The 22,488-nt window shown below is 65.7% G+C and carries 18 protein-coding genes; 16 read left to right on the top strand and 2 right to left on the bottom strand.

Annotation, left to right across the window (positions count from 1 at the left end):
• From RT551_RS11840 to RT551_RS11815, 6 genes are all read left to right on the top strand, one after another.
• Positions 1 to 661 (top strand): phospholipase D-like domain-containing protein (locus RT551_RS11840; protein WP_313458848.1); only part of this gene is annotated, 661 nt, incomplete at its 5' end.
• A 26-nt stretch (positions 662 to 687) separates the two neighbouring features.
• Positions 688 to 1,116: a hotdog fold thioesterase gene (locus RT551_RS11835; RefSeq protein WP_313458845.1), complete on the top strand. Its 429-nt coding sequence runs from the start codon at positions 688 to 690 to the stop codon at positions 1,114 to 1,116.
• Positions 1,117 to 1,158: 42 nt separating this feature from the next.
• Positions 1,159 to 1,950: a lysophospholipid acyltransferase family protein gene (locus RT551_RS11830; protein ID WP_313458843.1), complete on the top strand. Its 792-nt coding sequence runs from the start codon at positions 1,159 to 1,161 to the stop codon at positions 1,948 to 1,950.
• 57 nt (positions 1,951 to 2,007) lie between these two features.
• A complete protein-coding gene (locus RT551_RS11825; protein WP_313458856.1) occupies positions 2,008 to 2,997 on the top strand; it encodes an alpha/beta fold hydrolase in 990 nt (329 codons plus the stop codon).
• Positions 2,998 to 3,055: 58 nt separating this feature from the next.
• A complete protein-coding gene (locus RT551_RS11820) occupies positions 3,056 to 5,125 on the top strand; it encodes a tetratricopeptide repeat protein (RefSeq protein ID WP_313458840.1) in 2,070 nt (689 codons plus the stop codon).
• Positions 5,126 to 5,134: 9 nt separating this feature from the next.
• Positions 5,135 to 5,746: a YbhB/YbcL family Raf kinase inhibitor-like protein gene (locus RT551_RS11815; protein WP_313458837.1), complete on the top strand. Its 612-nt coding sequence runs from the start codon at positions 5,135 to 5,137 to the stop codon at positions 5,744 to 5,746.
• A gap of 41 nt (positions 5,747 to 5,787) precedes the next feature.
• Here RT551_RS11815 and RT551_RS11810 read toward each other — a convergent pair whose 3' ends face one another.
• Positions 5,788 to 6,618, bottom strand: coding sequence for an META and DUF4377 domain-containing protein (locus tag RT551_RS11810; protein WP_313458835.1), 831 nt, complete (start codon positions 6,616 to 6,618; stop codon positions 5,788 to 5,790).
• Between the two features lie 72 nt (positions 6,619 to 6,690).
• Complete coding sequence (locus tag RT551_RS11805; RefSeq protein ID WP_313458832.1) at positions 6,691 to 7,485, bottom strand: undecaprenyl-diphosphate phosphatase; 795 nt, start codon at positions 7,483 to 7,485, stop codon at positions 6,691 to 6,693.
• 209 nt (positions 7,486 to 7,694) lie between these two features.
• On the opposite strand from RT551_RS11805, the gene glnA reads away from it, so the two are divergent.
• The 10 genes from glnA (at position 7,695) to RT551_RS11755 (ending at position 22,488) form a co-directional block, all read left to right on the top strand.
• Positions 7,695 to 9,104, top strand: coding sequence for a type I glutamate--ammonia ligase (glnA, locus tag RT551_RS11800; protein WP_282297721.1), 1,410 nt, complete (start codon positions 7,695 to 7,697; stop codon positions 9,102 to 9,104).
• A 301-nt stretch (positions 9,105 to 9,405) separates the two neighbouring features.
• Entirely contained in the window at positions 9,406 to 9,744 is a 339-nt protein-coding gene (locus tag RT551_RS11795) for a P-II family nitrogen regulator (RefSeq protein WP_185750173.1), read from the top strand.
• A gap of 21 nt (positions 9,745 to 9,765) precedes the next feature.
• Positions 9,766 to 11,202 carry an ammonium transporter gene (gene amt / locus RT551_RS11790; protein ID WP_313458829.1) on the top strand — a complete coding sequence of 479 codons (1,437 nt, stop codon included), beginning with the start codon at positions 9,766 to 9,768 and terminating at the stop codon, positions 11,200 to 11,202.
• Positions 11,203 to 11,431: 229 nt separating this feature from the next.
• On the top strand, positions 11,432 to 12,172 hold the full coding sequence (locus tag RT551_RS11785; protein WP_313458827.1) for an N-acetylmuramoyl-L-alanine amidase: 741 nt from the start codon (positions 11,432 to 11,434) through the stop codon (positions 12,170 to 12,172).
• A gap of 192 nt (positions 12,173 to 12,364) precedes the next feature.
• The gene (locus RT551_RS11780; protein WP_313458825.1) at positions 12,365 to 15,094 is read left to right on the top strand and encodes a TonB-dependent receptor; all 2,730 of its coding nucleotides are present in this window, start codon (positions 12,365 to 12,367) and stop codon (positions 15,092 to 15,094) included.
• An 11-nt stretch (positions 15,095 to 15,105) separates the two neighbouring features.
• The gene (locus RT551_RS11775) at positions 15,106 to 15,996 is read left to right on the top strand and encodes an endonuclease/exonuclease/phosphatase family protein (RefSeq protein WP_313458823.1); all 891 of its coding nucleotides are present in this window, start codon (positions 15,106 to 15,108) and stop codon (positions 15,994 to 15,996) included.
• Positions 15,997 to 16,031: 35 nt separating this feature from the next.
• On the top strand, positions 16,032 to 19,313 hold the full coding sequence (locus tag RT551_RS11770; protein WP_313458854.1) for a GH92 family glycosyl hydrolase: 3,282 nt from the start codon (positions 16,032 to 16,034) through the stop codon (positions 19,311 to 19,313).
• Positions 19,314 to 19,471: 158 nt separating this feature from the next.
• The gene (locus tag RT551_RS11765) at positions 19,472 to 20,629 is read left to right on the top strand and encodes an MltA domain-containing protein (RefSeq protein ID WP_313458821.1); all 1,158 of its coding nucleotides are present in this window, start codon (positions 19,472 to 19,474) and stop codon (positions 20,627 to 20,629) included.
• 95 nt (positions 20,630 to 20,724) lie between these two features.
• Positions 20,725 to 21,273 (top strand): hypothetical protein, encoded by a 549-nt coding sequence (locus RT551_RS11760; RefSeq protein ID WP_313458818.1) that lies wholly within the window; start codon positions 20,725 to 20,727, stop codon positions 21,271 to 21,273.
• A 297-nt stretch (positions 21,274 to 21,570) separates the two neighbouring features.
• Positions 21,571 to 22,488, top strand: a complete 918-nt coding sequence (locus RT551_RS11755) for an IS110 family transposase (protein ID WP_313458816.1) — start codon at positions 21,571 to 21,573, stop codon at positions 22,486 to 22,488.

Below are 22,488 nucleotides of genomic sequence, written 5' to 3'. Positions count from 1 at the left end.
GCCGGCTGACCCTGCCAGTGCGGAGACCGACGCCGACAGCCGGCCGCAACCGCAGCCCACGCCTGGCCCCGCCGCGCGCCGCCGTACCGACGGCAGCGTGGTCGAACGGCGCGTCCTGCGTGCTGAAACGCGGCCGTCGTTCCTCGGTACCAAAGCGGTCAACAAGCCGCTGCCGGTGACCCGCAGCGGCGCACGCATGGGCCTGCACGCCAAGTCGCTGGTGGTGGACCGCCGGGTCGGGGTGATCGGCACCCACAACTTCGATCCGCGCAGCGAGAACTACAACACCGAAGGCGCGGTGGTCATCGACGACCCGGCGTTTGCCGAGGCGCTGGCCCAAAGCATCCTGCGCGACATCGAGCCGGACAATTCCTGGACTGTGGCCCCGCGCACCAAGCCGCCGGTGCTGTCGGGCCTGAACTACAGCGTGGGCAAGGCCTCCGAAGCACTCCCGGTGCTGGATTTCTGGCCCTGGCGCTACGCCACCGACTACGAGTTCCAGCCCGGCCCCGAGTGCCCGGCCCCGTTGCCGCGGCAGCACGCAGATTTCCACCGCTGCTACACCGCCGTGGGCGACTTCCCGGAAGTGAATGTCGGCCCGAAGTGGCTGCTGGTGCGTATGCTGACCGCCTTCGGTGCCGGCCTGGTGCCCATCCTGTAACCCCGCTTTCTGTACGGAGACGCTGCATGCCCCAGGTTTTCCGCGAGCCGGTGTCGATCGATGCCCTCAACGCACTCAGCCGCAACACCCTGATCGAGCATCTGGGCATTGTGTTCACCGCCGCCGGCGAGGACTGGGTCAGCGCCACCATGCCGGTAGATGCGCGTACCCGCCAGCCGTATGGCCTGCTGCATGGCGGTGCCTCGGTGGTGCTGGCCGAAACCCTCGGCAGCAGCGCTGGCAATCTGTGCGTCGACACCCGCAAACAGGTGTGCGTCGGGTTGGAGATCAATGCCAACCATATCCGCGCCCAGCGCAGCGGCACCGTCACCGGTACCGCCCGGGCCGTGCATGTGGGCCGCAGCACCCATGTGTGGGACATCCGCATCGAAGACGAGGCCGGAAAGCTGGTCTGCACGTCGCGGCTGACCCTGGCCGTGGTCCCGGCCGCCTGAGAACCGCTGGCAGACCCCGCTATGCTGGAGTATCGTGCCCGGATGACTTCCCCCACTTCGGCCCCGCGTGGCGGCGTGGCGCGTGTGTGCCGTTACCTGTACCGCGTTCCCTTGCTGCTGGTTCACGTCCTGCTGTTCCTGCCCCTGACCCTGATCGGCATGTTGCCGTTGTGGGCGCATGTGCGCGTGGGTAACCGCACGCTGGGGCATGCCGTGGTCAATGCCTGGCAGGGTGGGCTGATGTGGATCTTCGGTTTTCGCCTGCAGCGCATCGGCACACCATTGCCGGGTGCGGTGCTGTTCGTCGCCAATCATGTCAGCTGGGTCGATATCAGCGTGCTGCACAGCCAGCGCATGATGGGCTTTGTGGCCAAGCGCGAGATCGCCAGCTGGCCGGTGGTCGGCTGGCTGGCCGCACGCGGGCAGACCATCTTCCACCAGCGTGGCAGCACCGAGTCGCTGGGTGGGGTGATGCAGGTCATGGTCGAGCGCCTGCAGGAAGGCAAGGCGGTCGGCGTGTTCCCGGAAGGGCGCACCCGTGGTGGCACTGAAGTCGGGCCGTTCCATGCGCGTATCTTCCAGGCGGCGGTGGAAACCCATGTGCCGGTGCAGCCGGTGGCGCTGCGCTACGGCTGGCAGGGTGACGCCCAGACCATCGTGGCGTTCGGCCCGAAAGAAAGCTTTTTTGCCAACTTCCTGCGCCTGCTCGGAGAGCCGGCGCGGCGGGCCGAGGTGCACTTCCTCGACCCCATCGAAACCCACGATCTTGAAGGCCGTCGCCGCATCGCCGAAACTTCGCGTGCGCGCATCGTGGCGGCCATGACGGCTGAGTAAAGCGATGGCGCCCGTTCCCGCGCCATCGTCATTACCCGTAACAGGCTCGCGCCCATGTTGACCGCTGCCGACTACCGTCCGCCGCGTTGGCTGCGCAATCCGCACCTGCAGTCGATGCTCAGTTCCAGCCGCATGCGCATGCAGCGCGGCCTGGTCCTGCTTGCGGCAACCGGGGCGGTCACCGAAGAGCTCATCCTGGACGGTGGTGAAGGTGTGCGCCTGCAGGGTTGGCACAGCCGCATCGAAGGCCGTGAACCGGTCGGCATGGCGCTGCTGCTGCACGGCTGGGAAGGCAGTGCCGAATCCAGCTACATGCGCATGACCGCCGCGCGCATGCTGGAGTCGGGGTACGACGTGATCCGGCTTAACTTCCGGGACCATGGCAACACCCATCATCTCAACCCGGGCATCTTCCACTCCAACCGGATCGAGGAAGTGGTGCAGGCCGCCGGTGATATTGCCCGGCGCTGGCCGCAGCTGCCGCTGGTGGCCGCCGGCTACTCGCTGGGGGGCAATTTCGTGCTGCGGCTGGCGCTGCGCGCACCCGACGCCGGCGTGCCGCTGCGGCGGGGGGCCTCGGTGTGCCCGGTGCTGGACCCGGCCATCACCATGGAAAGCATCGAGAACGGGCCGGCCATGTATGACTGGTACTTCCGTCGCAAGTGGGCCGGGTCGCTGCGCCGCAAGCGCGACCTGTTCCCCGAACTGAGCGACTGGGACGACCGCGTGCTGAAGCTGGACATCCGCGCGCTGACCGCCTGGCTGGTGGAGCATCACACCAACTACGGCTCGCTGCAGGCCTACTTCGATGGCTATTCCATTGCCGGCGACCGCCTGGCCGCGCTGAGTGTGCCGGCCGACATCCTGATGGCCGAGGACGACCCGGTCATTCCTTACGCCACCTTCAACGGCTGGTGCCTGCCAGCCACCGCGCAGCTGGACATCGCCCCGTGGGGCGGCCACTGCGGGTTCCTGGAGAACTGGCGTGGCGACGGCTTCTCCGAACGCTGGGTGGCCGGGCGGCTGGGGCGCGAAGCCCTGCGCTGAAGCGGGCAGGGCCGGCAGGGTGTCTTACAATCGGGGTTTGAGCCCAAGCCGGACTGTCATGCAAGACCAGATTGTTGATGCCCTGCGCCGCAATGCGGCCGATGAAGCCGTGCAGCTGGCGCGGGAGTGGACCCAGATCGAACCGGCGCAGCCGCAGGCACACCGTTGGCTGGCCCTGGCCCTGCAACAGCAGGCCCAGTACGACGCCGCGCTGGAAAGCCTGCAGCAGGCACTGGGCCTGGACCCGGACAACGCCGAACTGCACCTGCAGCACGCCGGGCTGCTGCTGGCCCTGCGCCAGTTCGATGCCGCCGGCAGCGCGCTGGACCGCACCGCCACCCTCAACCCGAACGAGCACGCGGCGTATGTGATGCAGGCGCACCTGGCGCTGGCCCGCAACGACGTGGAAGAGGCCGAGCGGATCACCCGCCTGGCCGCCCGTGTCGACGAAGAACATCCAGAAGTGGTGGCGCTGCTGGGCATGATCGCGCTGCGCCGCAACGACCACGATCGAGCCCTGGCGCTGCTGTCGGCCGCCAGCCAGATGCTGCCCAACGATGCGCGCGTGCTGTACGCACTGGGCTTCGCGCACATGGGCAAGGGCACCCTGGCCTTCGCCGAGCAGGCGTTCCGCCGCGTGCTCGAGCAGAACCCCAGCATCACCTCGCTGCATGGCCTGCTGGTGCAGCTGGCGCTGCGCCAGGGCAACGTGGAAAGTGCCGCGCAGACCCTGGGCCAGCTGCTGGCGCGCCCGGACAGCGACTCGCCCGGCCTGCGCCGCCTGGCCGGTGAAATGGCCCTGCAGGCCGGCCAGCCGCTGCAGGCACTGGAACACCTGCTGCCGGTGCTGGAGCAGTGGCCGGGCGACCGCCAGACCCTGCAGCTGCTGCTGGTGGCCTGGCAGCGCCTGGGCCGCGAAGCGCAGGCACGCGAGGTGCTGGATGCCGCGGTGGACACCCACCCGCAGGAGCACAACCTGTGGCTGGCGCGCCTGTCGGTGGAGCCCGTCGGCAGTGAAGACGCCACCGCAGTGGTGGAGCGCTGGCTGACCGCCATGCCGGAGCACCTGCCGGCGCTGGAAACCCGCATGCGTCTGCATGACATGCAGAATGACGCCGAAGGCGCGGAAGCCGTGGCACGTCGCATCGTGGCGCTCGAACCGGGCCGCGTCACCGGCGAAACCCGTCTGGTCGAAGCCCTGCTGGCACGCGATGCCGATGCGGCCATCGCCCACGTGCAGGCACTGATGGACACCGCACCGGACGCGGCCAGGAACGACCTGCGCGCGTGGCTGGGTGCGGTGCAGGATCGCGCCGGCCGGCCGGCTGACGCGCTGGCCACCTGGGCCAGCCTGCATGCCGACGAAGCCGCGCGCCGCCTGCCGCTGCCGCCGCAGGCCAAGGCTCCGTTGAGCTGGCCGGACAAGGGTGAGATTGCCAGCGACGCTGCGGCGCGCCCGATGTTCGTCTGGGGTGCTCCGGGTTCCGGCGTGGAGCGCGTGGTCGCCGCCATCGCCGCTGCCAGCCCGGTGCTGCGTGGCGACCGCTTCGGTCCCACCCCGCCGAATGACGCCTTCCAGAGCTACCACACCCTGCAGGACCTCTCGACCGGCAAGCTGGATCCCGTGCAGCTGGTGACCCGCTGGCGCGAGGCGCTGGCCGAGCGTGGCCTGGCCGATGCCAACGTGATCGACTGGCTGCTGTGGTGGGACAACGCCCTGCTGTGGTCGCTGCGCCCGCAGCTGCCCGAAGGCCGCTTGCTGGTGGTGCTGCGTGATCCGCGCGACATGCTGCTGCAGTGGCTGGCACACGGTGCGCCGGCTCCGTTCGCGGTCAATTCGGTCAACGAAGCGGCCGAATGGCTGGCGCGGGCACTGGCCCAGGTGGCCACCCTGCACGAACAGGATCTGTACCCGCACGCGCTGGTGCGCATCGACAACATCGGCAATGACCCGGCGGCCATGGCCGACTACCTGGGCGGGCTGTTCGGCGTGGTCATGCCGCCCGCGCAGACCCTGGGTCCGGCGCGTCTGCCGGCCGGTCACTGGCGTACCTACCAGAACGAGCTGTCGGCCGCGTTCGCGCAGCTGACCCCGGTGGCCGTCCGCCTGGGTTATTCGGAAGCATAAGGAGCCCCCATGAAGTTGAGCAGCACCAGTCTGGTCAATGGCCAGCCGATTCCCGCCACCTTTGCCGCCGGTGATGCCAACGGCTTTGCCGGCAATCGCAACCCGCAGCTGGCCTGGAGCGAGGTGCCGGAGGGCACGCGTTCGTTCGCGTTGCTGTGCATCGACCCGGACGTGCCGACCGTGCCGGAAACGGTCGGTCGCCACGACCGCACCGTGCCGGCCGACCAGCCGCGCGCACCGTTCACTCACTGGGCCATGGCCGATATTCCGGCCGACGTGCGTGAGCTCGCCGAAGGCAGCTGCAGCGAAGGCTTTACCGTGAAGGGCAAGCCGCAGCCGGCCGGTCCGGCCGGGGCGCGCCAAGGCTTGAACGACTTCACCGGCTGGTTTGCCGGCAATGCTGACATGGAAGGCCAGTACCTCGGTTACGACGGCCCGTACCCGCCGTTCAACGACGAGCGTGTGCACCGCTACTTCTTCCGCGTGTTCGCGCTGGATGTGGCGACGCTGGAGCTGCCGACGCCGTTTACCGCGGCCGATGTGCTGCGGGCGGTGCAGGGGCATGTGCTGGCTGAGGCCTCGCTGCATGGGACCTACACGCTGAATCCGGCGCTGATGTAATCCCGGTAGGTGCCGACCGTTGGTCGGCACCCAATGCCGGATTATTTCTCGACCGCCGACTCCACCACCATATCCAGCACATACACCTGCGACGGCGCATCCGCCGGCGGGTTGGCAATCGCAAAGCGCTTCACCCGCAGCACGTTGCGGGTACCCGGTTCATGCGTGTAACCCTCGATGCTGCTGTAGAAGTTCTCGAACGCACCGGGCGTTCCAACCTTCAACCCCTTGTCGTCGAACTTCACTTCGCGGGTCTGCAGGCACTGCATGTCGCGGATCAGCGGGTGCGGGCAGGGCCTGGTCTGCGCGGCCACTTCAATGAACACGGTTTCGCCCGGGCCACCAAAGCGCGTTTCCGCGGTCGGTCGCGGTCCGAACACCAGCACGTCGCCGCTGGCGGTGTGCAGGGTCAGCTGGTCGTTGCTGCCGAGGTCGGCCTTCAACGCACCTTCCAGGCGTGAACCCACCGCCTGGTCCAGTGCCATCAGCGCCTTGTCGGTGCAGGCCATCATCGTTGAAGCCAGCGGCGAAATGGTCAGCGTGCCGTCGGCCAGGGTGTAGCCGCCGCTCATGCGGTTGCAGGTGTTGCTGACCGCCACGCGGCCGTCCACGAAGTCCAGCGTGACCGGCTTTTCGGTACGTGCGAACAGCGCATCAATGCGCTTGCCACTGCTGTCGGTGGCGTTTTCCAGCACCCAGTGGTTGGCCAGCAGCTGCTGCGCGTCGAGCTTCGCCACCGCCTTCTGGTCGGCGGCAGCGGTCGGGGCTGGGGCCAGCTCGTCGCGGCCCGGGCCTGCCGGAGCCTCGTTGGACGGGTTGCTGCAGGCGGCCAACAAGGCCAGCGGCAGAATCAGCATCAGGTTGCGTTTCATGAGCATCTCCTTGAAGAACGCGGGATTGAACGCGGGAACCGCCGAAAAGGGGTTGCCCGCGTGCCGGCCTGTTCAGCTACCGGCAGGCAGCCACAGCAGCAGGCCGATACCCAGCGCGATGCGATAGAACGCAAAGGCGGTGAACCGGTGCTGCTTGATGTAGCCCAGCAACCACTTCACTACGACGAAGCCGGTGATGATGGCGGCAACGAAGGCCACGCCCACGTCCGTCCAGTTCTCGCTGGCCAGCTTGCCGTCCTTGGCCAGTTCCAGGAATGCGTAGGCACTGGCCGCGAACATGGTGGGAATGCCGACCAGGAACACGAATTCAGTTGCCGCCGCGCGCCGGCTCAGGCCGAACAGCATCGCCACGAAGATCGCCGAGGCCGAGCGCGAAGTGCCCGGGAACACCCCGGCTACCACCTGTGCCAGACCCACCAGCACCGCCACCGTCCAGGTCACTTCGGTGCGGTCGGGCAGCTTGGCGGTGCGCGCTTCCACCAGCAGCATCCAGATGCCGCCGATGATCAGCGCCCAGGCAATCGGGGTGACCGTCTCCGGCAGCTCCCAGCCGGCCAGTCGCACCGGCAGGCCCACCACCGCCGTGACCAGGAACGCCGTGCCCAGCTTCAGCACGTAATCGCGGTTGGCTTTCTCATGCAGGCCGGTGGCCAGCTGCCACAGGCGCTGGCGGAACACCAGGGTGATCGCCAGGATCGCACCGGCCTGGATCACGATGTTGAAGAAGTCCGAGCGCTCACCCAGCCAATGCTGGGCAATCAGCAGATGGCCGGTGCTGGAGATGGGGAGGAATTCGGTAAGACCTTCAAGAATGCCCAGCAACAGGGCGGAAAGCAGATCGGACATCAGGGAGCTCGGTTGGGGCACCCCACAATATAAAACATCCCATCACGCACCAAATGTGTGCACGATCCGGCCAATGCACCGCAATGGTGCGCACCGTTCAGGGGAGTTCCACCACCGCAGCCAGCCAAATCAACAACTTGTGAAGCCCGAAAAGTTGGCACGGGGATTGCTCTATGTACCCAGGCAATCACCCATTCGAGGTTTCACCGATGTCCGTGGAAAATGTTGAGAAGCTGATCAAGGACAACCAGATCGAGTTCATCGACCTGCGCTTTGTCGATATGCGTGGCGTCGAACAGCACGTCACCTTCCCGGTCAGCATCGTGGAGCCGTCGCTGTTTGAAGAAGGCAAGATGTTCGACGGCAGCTCCATCGCCGGCTGGAAGGGCATCAACGAATCCGACATGGTCCTGCTGCCGGATCCGGCCAGCGCCTACGTCGACCCGTTCTATGCCGACCCGACCCTGGTGATCAGCTGCGACATCCTCGACCCGGCCACCATGCAGCCGTACGGCCGCTGCCCGCGCGGCATCGCCAAGCGTGCCGAGGCCTACCTGAAGTCCTCCGGCATTGCCGAATCCGCCTTCTTCGGTCCGGAGCCGGAATTCTTCATCTTCGATTCCGTGCGTTTCGCCAACGACATGGGCAACACCTTCTTCAAGGTCGATTCCGAAGAAGCCGCCTGGAACACCGGTGCCAAGTACGACGGTGCCAACAGCGGTTACCGTCCGGCCGTGAAGGGCGGTTACTTCCCGGTTCCGCCGACCGACTCGCTGCACGACCTGCGCGCTGAAATGTGCAAGACGCTGGCCCAGGTCGGCATCGAAGTCGAAGTGCAGCACCACGAAGTGGCTACCGCCGGCCAGTGCGAAATCGGCACCAAGTTCAGCACCCTGGTGCAGAAGGCCGACGAACTGCTGCGCATGAAGCACGTCATCAAGAACGTCGCCCACCGCAACGGCAAGACCGCCACCTTCATGCCCAAGCCGATCGTCGGCGACAACGGCAGCGGCATGCACGTGCACCAGTCGCTGTCCAAGGGCGGCACCAACCTGTTCTCCGGCGACGGCTACGGCGGCCTGAGCCAGCTGGCACTGTGGTACATCGGCGGCATTTTCAAGCACGCCAAGGCCATCAACGCCTTCTCCAACTCCGGCACCAACAGCTACAAGCGTCTGGTTCCGGGCTTCGAAGCCCCGGTCATGCTGGCCTACTCGGCCCGCAACCGTTCGGCCTCGTGCCGCATTCCGTGGGTCTCCAACCCGAAGGCGCGCCGCATTGAAATGCGCTTCCCGGACCCGATCCAGTCCGGCTACCTGACCTTCACCGCGCTGATGATGGCCGGCCTGGACGGCATCAAGAACCAGATCGACCCGGGCGCACCGAGCGACAAGGACCTGTACGACCTGCCGCCGGAAGAAGAGAAGCTGATTCCGCAGGTCTGCTCCTCGCTCGACCAGGCGCTGGAAGCGCTGGACAAGGACCGCGAGTTCCTGAAGGCCGGCGGCGTCATGAGCGACGACTTCATCGACGGCTACATCGCGCTGAAGATGCAGGAAGTGACCAAGTTCCGTGCGGCGACCCACCCGCTGGAATACCAGCTGTACTACGCCAACTGAGCAACCAGGTGGCGACGACGAAGGACATCCCTCCCACCTTCGTCGTCGTCACCGTTCTGCCGCTGGGGAGTGGCAGGGCGCACCACCGTTTCACGTAACACCAGGGGCAAGAGAGACCGGACGCTGCATGGGCCTTCCTCCCTCCCGCGTCACCGCTGGCGTCGCCCGTAACGGGCGTCGGCACGGCGTGGTCCACGCATCGTTCGGCGCGACAGCCTGCGGCCATGTGCAAGTGGCCGCCGGTTGACCTGACGCCGGCCTGCTACGGCAGGCCGGTTCCATCCACCATCGGGACATGCGCATGAAACTGATCTCCGCCATCATCCGGCCGTTCAAGCTCGACGAGGTCCGCGAGGCCCTCTCCGACGCGGGCGTGTCGGGCATCACCGTGACCGAAGTGAAAGGCTTCGGCCGGCAGAAGGGCCATACCGAGTTGTACCGCGGCGCGGAGTACGTCGTGGATTTCCTGCCGAAGATCAAGATTGAAACCGTGGTCACCGACGACCGCCTGGACGCGGTGGTTGAAGCGATCCAGAACGCGGCCGGCACCGGCAAGATCGGCGACGGCAAGATCTTCGTTACGCCTGTGGAACAGGTGGTGCGCATCCGCACCGGCGAAATCGGCGCAGACGCGCTCTAACTCTCACTCGGAGTCCCCAGCATGAAGACCTCTTTGTTGACCGGGTGGCAGGCCCGGTTCCACGCCGTGTGCCTGATGATGCTGCTCAGCGCATTGGCCGTCGGTGCTTTCTCCAGCAGCGCGCACGCCCAGGCCCAGGTGGCCCCGGTGGCCGAAGAACAGGTTGCGGTTGAGCCGCTGCCCGATCCGGCCGCCGCCGCTGCTACCGCAGCACCGGCAGAAGAAGCCGCAGCGCCCACCTTCGACCATGGCGACGTGGCCTGGATGCTCACCAGCACCCTGCTGGTGCTGCTGATGGTGGTGCCCGGCCTGGCCTTGTTCTATGGCGGCCTGGTGCGTTCCAAGAACGTGCTCTCGGTACTCAGCCAGATCCTGGTGGTGTTCTCGCTGGTGCTGATGCTGTGGGTGGCCTACGGCTACAGCGCGGTGTTCAGCGAAGGCAACGCCTTCTTCGGTTCATTCACCAAGTTCGCCTTCCTCAAGGGCTTCGCGCCCGACTCGGTCGGCAACACGCCGATTGCCGGCCTGCCGGATTATCTGTTTGTCGCCTTCCAGTCCACCTTCGCCGGCATCACCACCGCGCTGATCGTCGGTGCCTTTGCCGAACGCATCAAGTTCAAGGCGGTGCTGTTGTTCTCGGCCCTGTGGTTCACCCTGAGCTACATCCCGATGGCCCACATCGTGTGGGGCGGCGGTTACCTGGGTGAAATGGGTGCCATCGACTTCGCCGGCGGTACCGTGGTGCACATCAATGCGGGCGTGGCCGGTCTGGTGGCCGCGTACTTCGTGGGCAAGCGCATCGGCTACGGCCAGACCGCGCTGAAGCCGCACAACGTGCCGTTCACCTACATCGGCGCGATGCTGCTGTGGGTGGGTTGGTTCGGCTTCAACGCCGGCTCTGCTGCCGCCGCTGATACCGTCGCCTCGCTGGCCTTCATCAACACCATCCTCGCCACCGCCGCTGCGGTGCTGGGTTGGACCCTGGTGGAAGCGGTCAGCAAGGGCAAGCCGTCCGCACTGGGTGCCGCGTCCGGTGCCGTGGCCGGCCTGGTCGGCATCACCCCGGCCTGCGGCACCGTTGGTCCGCTCGGCGCGATCGTCATCGGCTTGGTCGCCGGTGTGGTCTGCGTATGGGGCGTGACCGGCCTGAAGCGCCTGCTGCGCGTGGACGACACCGCCGACGTGTTCGGTGTGCACGGCATTGGCGGCATCGTGGGTGCCATCCTCACCGGTGTGTTCAGCGCACAGTCGCTGGGCGGCACCAAGGCCGATCTCGACATCGGTCACCAGGTGTGGGTGCAGGTGGTCAGCGTCGGCTTCACCATCGTCTGGTGCGCCGTCGTCACCGCCGCCATCCTGCTGGTGGTCAAGCTGGTGGTCGGCCTGCGCGTCACCGAGGAAGCCGAACGCACCGGCCTCGACGTGACCTCGCACGGCGAATCTGCGTATGAAGCCTGACGCATGACGTGGTGCCGGGCATGGCCCGGCACTACAGGAAGCGCGTAGTGCCGGGCCATGCCCGGCAACCGCAGCCAACCCGAACGAAACACGGTAGTGCCGGGCCATGCCCGGCAACCTCAGCAATACAAGAAACGAGAGAGAGAAGCTGTCTTGACCGGCGATTCCCAAGATCGCCGGTCTTTTTCTTTCATTCGCACCCCACGCCCCGATCGGCCACAATCGGCCCATGCGCCGATTCCGCCTCCCGCTCGCCCTGCTCGCCACGCTGCTGCTCACCAGCTGCGCCACCACCGACCTGCGCAGCCCGCTCGCCACGTGGGTGCCATCCCCGAACCATAACGAGCGCAAGCCGGTCATCATCGTCCTGCACCACACCGACCAGGACAACGTGCAGCAGAGCCTGCACACGCTGCGCACCGCCAACAGCGGTGGCAAGGTCAGCTCGCACTATCTGGTCGGCTCCGACGGCCACATCTACCAGCTGGTCGCCGACAACCGCCGTGCGTGGCATGCGGGCGGTGGACGCTGGGGCTCACTGAGTGACCTCAACTCCACGTCCATCGGCATCGAGATCGACAACGATGGCAAAACCCCCTTTGCGCCGGCGCAGATTGCCGCGCTGATCCGCCTGCTGGACGACGTCTGCACCCGCCTGGCCATCCCGCGCAGCCAGATCATCGCGCACGCGGACCTGGCACCGACGCGCAAGAGCGACCCCAGCCGCTTCTTCCCGTGGCAGCAACTGGCCGAGGCGGGATTCGGGCTGTGGCCGCGTGCAAGTGATGGGCCTGCGCCGGTTGGGTTTGACGCGATGCTGGCGCTGCAGGCGTTCGGTTACTCGTTGGCCAATCGCGAGGCGGCGGTAGGCGCGTTCCATCGGCGTTTCCGTGGGCGTGATGATCTGCCGCAGGTACTGGACGCGGAAGACGCGCGAATTCTGCATTCGTTGTTGTTGCAGATGCGCTGATCGCCGCGCTGCGCGCGGGTACCACGCAGGGCGTGGTATCTACGGAATTGCTGCGTCTCGGGTCGTATGCCGCGGCCATTCCGTGCGATACCTCACATTTTTCGCCCCACACACCACAAAACTGGAATCCCTCTGTCACATCCAACCCATACGCTAGCGATTTAGATCGATCTAACCACGGAGATTCTGCATATGTCGTCGTACCGCCCGTCGTCGTTCCCGTCCGCGCACACCGCGCATTTCATGTCGCGCCGCGCTGCACCGGCAACGAAGACCGGCCTTGCGATTGCGCTGTTGCTGGCCATGTCCCAGTTGCACGCGGCACCACTGGAGGACGCGGCACCAGCATCTGCCGACACCGCCGCAGATCGCCCCGCCGACGCCACCACTCTGGACGCCCTGCAGGTCACTGCCAACGCCGGTGTCACTGCTACCGCGGTCGACGCCAAGCGTCGCTCCTCCGTACTGGTGGACTCCATCGACCAGGAAAGCATCCAGGTCACCAGCCAGGAAAACTCCATCGCCCAACGCCTGGTGGTGGCCCCCGGCGTCAGCCTGATGCGCGACGAAGACCAGCCGCGCTACGTCACCGTGCGCGGCATCGCCGCCAATCTCAACAGCACCACGCTCGATGGCATCACCATGGCCTCGGTCGGTGACGAAGGCGGCGGCGAGCGCAAGATCAACCTGCAGCTGATTCCGAACGACATCGCCGCGCGCATCGACATCTTCAAGACTTTCAGCGCCGAGCAGAACCCGGACAGCATCGGTGCCGGCATCAACCTGGTCAGTGGCAGCGCCTTCGACAAGCCGCGCAATTCGCTGCACCTGGACGCCAGCGTCAACTACCACGCGTTGAGCAACGACGACGGCCGCAACAGCATGTCGCAGACCACCGACCGTTGGGGCAGTGGTCTCAGTGGCTCGTACAGCACCACCTTCGGCAGCGCTGACCAGTTCGGCATCACGCTGTCCGCACGCAACCAGGACTTCCAGACCTCGCAGAACAAGCTCTTCCAGAGCTCGCAGCAGTTCTTCGACGGCCAGGGCAACTACATCTCCGGCCCGCTGGAGAACCTGGGCTGGAACGGCATGTCCGCGCCCAACAACTTCGCCTACTACGCCGACAACCGCTGGATCCGCACCTACGGTGGATCGGCCAAGCTGGAGTGGATGCCCAGCGACAGCCCGTTGCGCGCCTCGGTGTTGATGTACAACTACGGCATGGAAGAGCGCCGCACCGAGAACGGCTACGAGTTCATCACCCAGCGCAACGTCACCGACCAGACCCCGGTGTCCGGAACCAAGGGTATCGATTCGCTCAACGTCATCTTCGAAAACAAGGTCTGGGCCCGCAACAACCGCGGCGTGCTGGGCGGCATCGAATGGGAGCAGGACGACCAGTGGCTGGCGCTGCGCGGCGGCTACACCCGCGACCGTATCAATGCGCACGGCCGCAGCACCCGCCTGACCGCCAAGCCGGTCGGCCAGAACCTCACCTATGCCTCGCCTGGCGTGGGCGAGATCTACAACATCACCGGGCTCAGCGACCCGGGCATCATCGACAGCGCCCGCTACGACCTCAACAGCGCCAACGAATCGCAGACCTACGGCACCGCTGAAGTGCGTGATGTACGCCTGGATCATCGCTGGAACGTGGGCCCGGATGCACGCGGCTTCGGCATTGCCAGCGGCCTGGAATACAAGCGCCTGGAAGTGGACAGCGACATCACCCGCCGCAACAACGTGGCGGGCGGCGACTTCAGCGACTATCTTTACCAGCCGGGCTTCCGCTACCCGAAGTCGCAGTACGCGCTGCCGTTCTTCGACTACCACGCCTTCATGGCCAACGGTGGCTGGGACGCGCTGCCGGTGGATCAGGCCGGCTCCACCTACTCCAGCCTCGCCTCGGACTTCCGTTATCTGGAAACGGTGAAGAACGCCTACGTCTCGTTCCACTACAGCACTGACTTCCTGGAAGCGGTGGCCGGCGTGCGCTACGACGACACCACATTCACGGCCCACACCCCGGCGATCACCGCCGGCGTGGTCACCGGTACCGGCCGCAACGGCGGTGGCTACGACAACCTGCTGCCCTCGTTGAACCTCACCGCACATCTGCGCGAGGACATGAACCTGCGCTTCAGCGCCAGCAAGACCCTGGGTCGCCCGATTCCGTCCAACATTGCCCAGGCCGAAGTGGTGAACTGCGACGGCGACAGTGGCGACTGCACCATCTCGCGCGGCAATCCGGATCTGAAGCCGCAGCGATCCACCAACTTCGACCTGTCGCTGGAGAAGTACTTCAACGACGGTCGCGGTTATGCCTCGCTTGCCATCTTCCACAAAGACATCAGCGACAACATTGCCGGCATCACCACCGAGTTCACTGACGACCAGGGCCGCGTGACCAGCATCAACACCCCCCAGAACCTGGAAGATTCCAGCGTGCGTGGCGTCGAGCTGTCGCTGATCAACCGCGACATGACGCTGGGCGCGCACCGCTTCGACGTGCTGTTCAACGCCGCGCAGATGGACGGTGAAATGATCTACCGCTGGACCGGTGGCGAACGCACCATCCACCAGCTGGCCTCGCAGCCCAAGACCATCGCCAACCTGGGTATCACCTGGCACATGCCGTGGTTGAACACCAGCCTGACCGTCAGCGAGAACTACACCGGCAAGCACATCTTCACCATCGGGGCCAACAGCTGGGGCGACCGCGGCTTCCGCTCGCGTTACGTCACCGACGTGTCGCTCAAGACCCGCATCAACGACCGGTGGTCGCTGGGCCTGACCGCCGCCAATCTGTTCGGCGAGGACCAGTACCAGACCGTGGGCGACAACTTCGAGTACATGCGTAACCTCAACAACTACGGTCCCACCTACGCGCTGCACGTCAGCTACGACCTGAACCCGTAAGGACGCCCACCATGACCGCACACCGCCTGCGTACCCTGTTTGCTTCACTGTTGTTCGTACTTGTAGTCGGCGTGCTGTCGGCGTGTGCATCATCCCCCCGCCCGGTGGCGGCGGGGGAGGCCGCCCCGCTGCGGGTGATGACCTTCAACGTCCGCTATGCCTCTCCCAATGATGGCGTGAACCTGTGGGAGAACCGCCGCGCACTGACCCTCAAGACCATCGTTGACCAGCAGGCCGATCTGATTGGCATGCAGGAACTGCTGCTTGGCCAGGCCACCTGGCTGGATCAGCAGTTGCCGCATCACGCCTGGTTCGGCAAGGGGCGCAACGGGAACGAGGTGGATGGCCAAGGCAATGAGCACATGGGCCTGTTCTACGACACCCGGCGACTGACCTTGCTGCGCCAAGGCGACTTCTGGTACGCCGACACGCCAGACGTCCCTGGCAGCGCCAACTTCGACGGCCCGATGCCGCGTATGGCGACCTGGGGCGAGTTTGAGGACAAGCGCAACGGCAAGCGCTTCTTCCTGTTCAACACCCACCTGCCCCACACCGACGCCGCTGAAGCACTGCGCGAGCGCTGCGCACGGCTGCTGCTGGCCCGAATCCATCAGCTGGCGGGCGATGCCCCCGTGGTAGTGACCGGTGACTTCAACGCGCACCCCGACGGCCCGACTCACCAGTTGCTGACCGCACAGCTGTCCGACGCCTGGGACCAGGCTCCGCAGCGCAGCGGACCGGAGAAGACCGCGCATGCGTTCACCGGCAACCCGGACGCGCGCATCGATTGGGTGCTGTACCGCCAGTTCGGAATCCGCTCGGTGCACTCGGTGGATGACCACGAAGGGCCGCTGTACCCGTCCGACCACTACCCGGTGGTCGCTGAACTGACGTGGCTGTAATGCGCGTGCGTTGCCTGCTGCCTGCGCTGGGCTTGATGGCCGCCGCGTCCACGGCCTACGCCGTACCGAGCGGGTTTGCTACCTCCTTTGAACCTGGACAACCAGCCGTGCAGGGCAGCACCGGCGCGCTGCAGCTGCGCACCGGCAGCGGCCCGAAGCAGCCGTACGCGGCCAACGCCGAGGTTGGCACCACCGGCCTGCATGCCCTGGAGTACCGGGGCAGCGGCCGCCATCGCCTGTTCGATGTGGATGTGCGGATCGAGGCAGACACCACCCTGTACTGGAGCGTGCTGCCGGAGATCGTTGGCGAAGACACGGTGGCCTCCACCTACGCATCCGTGGATGCGGTGCTGGACGATGGCACCCGCCTGTCCGGCCTGTCGGTGCGCGATCAGCACGGGATTGGGCTCGGTGCCACTGCGCAGGGCCATTCCAAAACGCTTTACCCGCAGCAGTGGGCCTACAAGCAGGTGCGCCTGGGCCAAGTGCCTGCACTGCGCGGGAAGCGCGTGGTAGCACTCGAGCTGGAGGTGCAGCCCGCCTCCGGTCGCCTGGCGCAGGGTTGGGTGGACGATGTCGGTGTGCGCTCGATCGCCCCCATTGTGCGCCACCGCCCCAGCGACTGGGTGGTGACCACCCGTGGCACCCAGTCCAACGGCCGCTTCTCGCGCGGCAACAACATTCCCGCCGTGGCGGTGCCGCACGGCTTCAATTTCTGGACCCCGGCCACCAACGCCGGGTCGCTGTCCTGGCTGTACGCCTGGAACGAACACAACGACGCCAACAACCGACCGCGCCTACAGGCGTTCTCGCTCAGCCACCAGCCCAGCCCGTGGATGGGCGACCGTCAGACCTTCCAGGTGATGCCGTCCAGCACTCGCGGTGTGCCCGATGCCGACCGGGTCGCGCGCAGCCTCGCGTTTGATCGTGCCGACGAAGTCGCGCGAGCGCACGAGTACCGCGTGCGCTTCGACAACGGCATCACCGCCGCACTCGCCCCGACCGACCATGCCGCCATCTTCGAGTTCGGCTTCCCGGCCGACGGCGACGCCAACCTGTTGTTCGACAACGTCGATGCACGCGGTGGCCTGACCCTGGACGAGAAGACCGGCACGCTGAGTGGTTACACCGATGTGCGCAGCGGCCTGTCCACCGGTGCAACGCGCATGTTCGTATACGCCCGCTTCGATCAGCCCTGGCAGCGCAGCGGCCTGATCGACACCGGCCGCCCCACCGGCTACATCAAGTTCGCGCCCGGCACCCGCACGGTGACGATGCGGATGGCAACGTCGCTGATCTCGCTGGAACAGGCACGCCACAACCTTGCGCTGGAGGTCGCCGCAGATGACACCCAGCCCACGGTGGCCGCGCGCGCGGCTGACCAGTGGGACGCACTGCTCGGCCGCGTGCAGGTGGACGGAGCCAGCGAAGACCAGCGCATCACGTTGTACTCCAACCTCTACCGGCTCTACCTGTACCCGAACTCGGGCTCGGAGAACGCCGGCACCGCAGCCGCGCCCGACTGGCGCTACGCCAGCCAGAACAGCGGTTCCTCCGACAACGCGCAGGGCAACGCCATCCGCAGCTTCGCCCCGGTGCGCGACGGCAAGGTGCTGGTCAACAACGGCTTCTGGGACACGTTCCGCACCGTGTGGCCGGCGTATGGCCTGCTCACCCCCGACCATGCCGGCAGCCTGATCGAGGGCTTCCTGGAGCAGTACCGCGCCGGCGGCTGGGTGGCCCGCTGGTCCTCGCCCGGCTATGCCGACCTGATGGTGGGCACCAGCTCGGATGTCGCCTTTGCCGATGCCTGGGCCAAGGGCATCAACGGCTTCGATATTCCGTTGGCGTATCAAGCGGCGCTCAAGAACGCCACGGTGATGCCGCCGGACCGCCACGTTGGGCGCAAGGGCATGGCTCATTCGACGTTTGACGGCTACATGAGCACCGACATAGACGGCGGCATGTCGTGGACGATGGAAAGCGCTCTGAACGATTTTGGCATCGCGCAGATGGCTTCTGGGCTGGCTGCAACTACGCAGGATCCGAGATTGCAGCGCCGCTATGCGGATGAGGCTGCGTACTTCGGCTACCGCGCCGCCAGCTACGCCACCGTATTTGACTCCAGCGTCGGCTTCTTCCAGGGCCGCGACCGGGCAGGGCAGTGGCGCGTACCCGCCGCCGACTACAACCCGAAGGTGTGGGGCAACGACTACACCGAATCCAACGGCTGGACCTTCGCCTTCACCGCGCCGCACGACGGCAACGGCCTGCTTGCGCTGTATGGCGGTCGCCAGGCGCTGGCCAACAAGCTGGATGCATTCTTCAGTACGCCGGAAACGGCGGACGTAAGGCTCTCTGGACCGCGCGGCTACCTCATCCATGAAATGACCGAGGCCCGTGACGTGCGCATGGGCATGTACGCGCACAGCAACCAGCCCGCGCACCACATTCCGTGGATGTATCTGTACGCCGGGCAGCCATGGAAGACCCAGCGCATTGTGCGCGACGTTCTGGACCGGCTTTACCTGGGCAGCGAGATCGGCCAGGGCTACGCCGGCGACGAGGACAATGGCGAGATGTCGGCGTGGTACGTGCTGGCATCCATGGGGCTGTATCCATTGCGGATGGGCTCGCCGGACTATGTGATCGGCGCGCCGTTGTTCGAGCGGTTCAGCCTGGAACTTCCGGAGGGTAAGCAGCTGCGCATCCACGCGCTTAATGCGGGTCGCGAGAACCCCTATGTGCAGTCGCTGCGGGTGAACGGCAAACCGTGGTCGAAGACCTGGATTCCGCATCAGCTGCTGGTGCAGGGGGCAACGCTGGAGTTCGTGATGGGGCCGAAGCCTTCTGCCTGGGGCAGTCGAGTTGAAGACGCACCGCCGTCTCTGACCCCGGCAGGGCAGCGGCCGGCCACGCTGGAGGATGTGATTGATACGAGCGCCAAGGTCACCGCGACTTCGCTGGCAGCGCCGGATGCTCTGACCGACAACGATGCGCGCACCGCGCTGGCGTTGCGCGGCGAACCGATCGAGGTAACGGTCGCATTGGCCGCGCCGTCGCAGGCCACGTTCTACACCCTGACCAGTGCTGAGCGGTCGATTGCCACTGCCAGCTGGGAACTACAGGGCAGTGCCGATGGCGTGCAGTGGCAGACACTGGATACACGCGAAGGTGAAGCGTTCGAGTGGGGACACCAGACCCGCCCGTTCCAGATCGCGCAACAGGGGCGCTACGCGCATTACCAGCTTCGGATCACCACGCCGGGCCGCGTGGAATTCGCCGAGTTCGAGTTGTTGCAGCCAGCGCCGAAATAGCGCGCACGAATGAACCCCCGTAGAGCCACGCCCTGCGTGGCTTCGACCCACCCAACCCGCGCGATGACGCGCCATGAACGTCATCGCGGCCCCAACCCACCCAGCCAACCACGCCATACCCATACAATCAAAGGTTCAAGCCGCAACGCAGAGAACCCATGAAGGTCCAGCGCCCCCTCTACGCCCTCCTGGCCCTGGCCCTTCTGGCCGGCTGCACTACCACCGTCCCGCGCACCGACACCTCGGCCCCAGCCAAACCGACCACAAACCCTTACGCCAAGGCCACCTGGTCCGCTCTCCCTGCCGTTTCCGACGCGGACCTGCAGGCCGGCTACACCGCCTGGCGCAGCGCCTGCACCCGCTTGAAGTCGGACGCCACCTGGGGCCCGGTCTGCACCAAAGCCCCGGCCGCAAACGCCAGCGCCAACGACATCCGCACCTTCCTGCAGTCAAGCCTAGACGTCTACGCCCTGCGCGCCGGCGGCCACAAAGCCGACGGCCTGATCACCGGCTACTACGAACCGGTCTACGCCGGCAGCCTCACCCGTACCGCCACGGCAAACGTGCCGGTGTACGGCGTGCCCACCGACATGGTCACCGTGCAGCTGGACAGCCTGTACCCCGAACTGAAGGGCAAGCGCCTGCGCGGCCGCGTCGAAGGCCGCGTGCTCAAGCCGTATGACGACGCCGCCACCATCAGCGCCAAGGGTGCCAAGGCCCCGGTGCTGGCCTGGCTGACCCACCCGATGGACCTGCAGTTCCTGCAGATCCAGGGCTCCGGCCGCATCCGCCTGAATGATGGCCGCCAGCTGCGCATCGCCTACGCCGACCAGAACGGCCATCCCTACCGCCCGATCGGCCGCTGGCTGGTGGAGCAGGGGGAGTTGAAGAAGGAAGACGTCACCATGGACGCCATCCGCCAGTGGGCGGAAACGCACCCCGCACGCGTGCCCGAGCTGCTGGCCAGCAACCCCAGTTATGTGTTTTTCACCGAAGGCCCCGCCGGCGACGAAGGCCCGCGCGGCTCGCTCAACGTACCCCTGACGGCCGGCTACAGCGTCGCCGTGGACCGCACCGTCGTGCCGCTGGGCAGCCTCCTTTGGCTGTCCACCACCCGCCCGGATGGCAGCCCGGTGGTGCGCCCCGTAGCCGCGCAGGACACCGGCGGTGCCATCGCCGGCGAAGTGCGCGCCGACCTGTACTGGGGCACCGGTGACGCCGCCGGCAAGCTGGCTGGCGACATGAAGCAGAAGGGCAACCTGTGGATGCTGTGGCCAAAGGGCACGCCACTGCCAACACCCAATGCCACTCCATGATCGGTAACCGATGACCGATGATTCGTAGAGCCGGGCTTGCCCGGCTGCTTCCCGCGCAGACCCACCACACCGGACAACCCGGCCCAAGGAAGACCATGCCCATCATCTTCATCACGCTGTTCGTGGTCTTCGCCCTGGAGCATTTCCTTCTTTACCGCTGGTCCCCCTCCTACTTCACCCAGGGCATTCGCATCTTCACCGCCCGCATCCCCGCCAACGCCCCCTCCCGTGCGTTGCTGTTACCCAACAGCCTCGAACGCGACGTCGCTCCATTGACCGACATCACGCTGGTCTTCCACCCGCTAACCCACGACCGCATCGCCTTCCGCGAGAGTTTCGCTGCCGGCTTCACCAGCGTCGCGCAACGCTACTACCCGTTGATGCGCGGCCTGATCGAAGTAGATGCGCGGCGCAATGAGATCCGTGTGCAGGGCCTCTGCAACTGGACCGCGCTGCTGCTTCCGCTGGTGTTTCTGGTGTTGGCCGTAGTCGGTTCGGCCAAAGCCACCGCCATCGTGGCCGTGCTGGGCTTCCTGCTGGTGTTCGCCATGGGCTACTTCATCCAGCGCAAGGCATACCTGCAGGTGGTGGAAGCGGTGAAGGCGCAGTTGTCCGACGACATTCCGCGCGCGTTGCGCCCGTAGAGCCGGGCTCTGCCCGGCTGCTTCCGTCTGGATGGGTCCATGCGTTAAAGAGCCGATCATTGCCATCGGCAGTCGTCTTGCGACCGACTCTTATCTGTTCGGAATCTGGCAACGTGGGTGTCGAGAGCCGGCGTGGGCCGCCGTATGACCCTAGATCTAAGCGATCGCTTGGTAGCCAGGTGCCCACGCCGGTATCTCCCTTGCATCGCCCGAACGGTTGCCAGAGTAGGCGCTCGTAGACGTAAGACTGGGCAAACGAGGGAGCTCTCGACCCCACCAGCCTAGCGGAGAACGCTCATGAATGGCATCGGGATTGATGTATGCAAGGCAACGTTGGATGTGGCCGTTTTTGAAGGCCCTTTTGCGCAGTTTCACAACACGCCGGCGGGACATCGCAAGCTGTTGTCTTGGATAGAGAAACAGGATCCAGGAAAGATCGTCCTGGAGGCTTCAGGCGGATATGAACAGCGGGTTCTGGATGCCCTATTCAGCGCCGGCCATCAAGTTATACGAGAGAACGCTCGGCGCAGTCATTCTTTCGCTGATGCCGCGGCCCTGCCAGCGAAGACAGATCGACTGGATGCCATCAACCTGGCTCAGATGGCTCAAGTAGCTGACGCGCTGAAGCTGCGCCTTTACCAGCCGATGGAGCCGTGGAGGGCACGCCTGCGGGAATACGTATGTGCGCGGCTGCAGTTGATAGAGATGATCTCTGCCGCGCAGAACCAGCTTCAGCACGTGACCGACCGCCAGCTAACTCGTCAACTGAAAGCCAACCTTCAACAGATGCAGAGGAATTGCGGACGGTTGGAACAACAGATTGCCGAACAAGTCCGTGAGCAGCCGCGGTTGGAGGACATGAAAGTCCTCAAGGGCATCGGCCCGGTACTGCAATCGGTCTTGGCCGCCTATCTGCCCGAACTGGGCGTACTGAATCGAAAAGCGATTGCCAAACTGGTGGGCGTAGCGCCGATCGCCCGCGACAGTGGAAGCATGCGGGGCTTGCGACGGATCTGTCATGGACGGATAGAAGTGCGCAACGTCCTGTACATGGCATGCCTGTCCGCCATCCGACACGAACCCATCATCGGCGAGTTTTATCAGTCCCTCAAGAAGCGAGGGAAGCCCAGCAAAGTCGCAATAGTAGCGGCCATGCACAAGATGCTTGTGATCATCAACGCGCGCGTACGTGAAGCCAGGCTCGCGCAAGCCTGA

Source organism: Stenotrophomonas sp. (assembly GCF_032103445.1).
Taxonomy (GTDB): Bacteria; Pseudomonadota; Gammaproteobacteria; order Xanthomonadales; family Xanthomonadaceae; genus Stenotrophomonas.
This window is presented reverse-complemented; position numbering and strand designations above follow the sequence as displayed.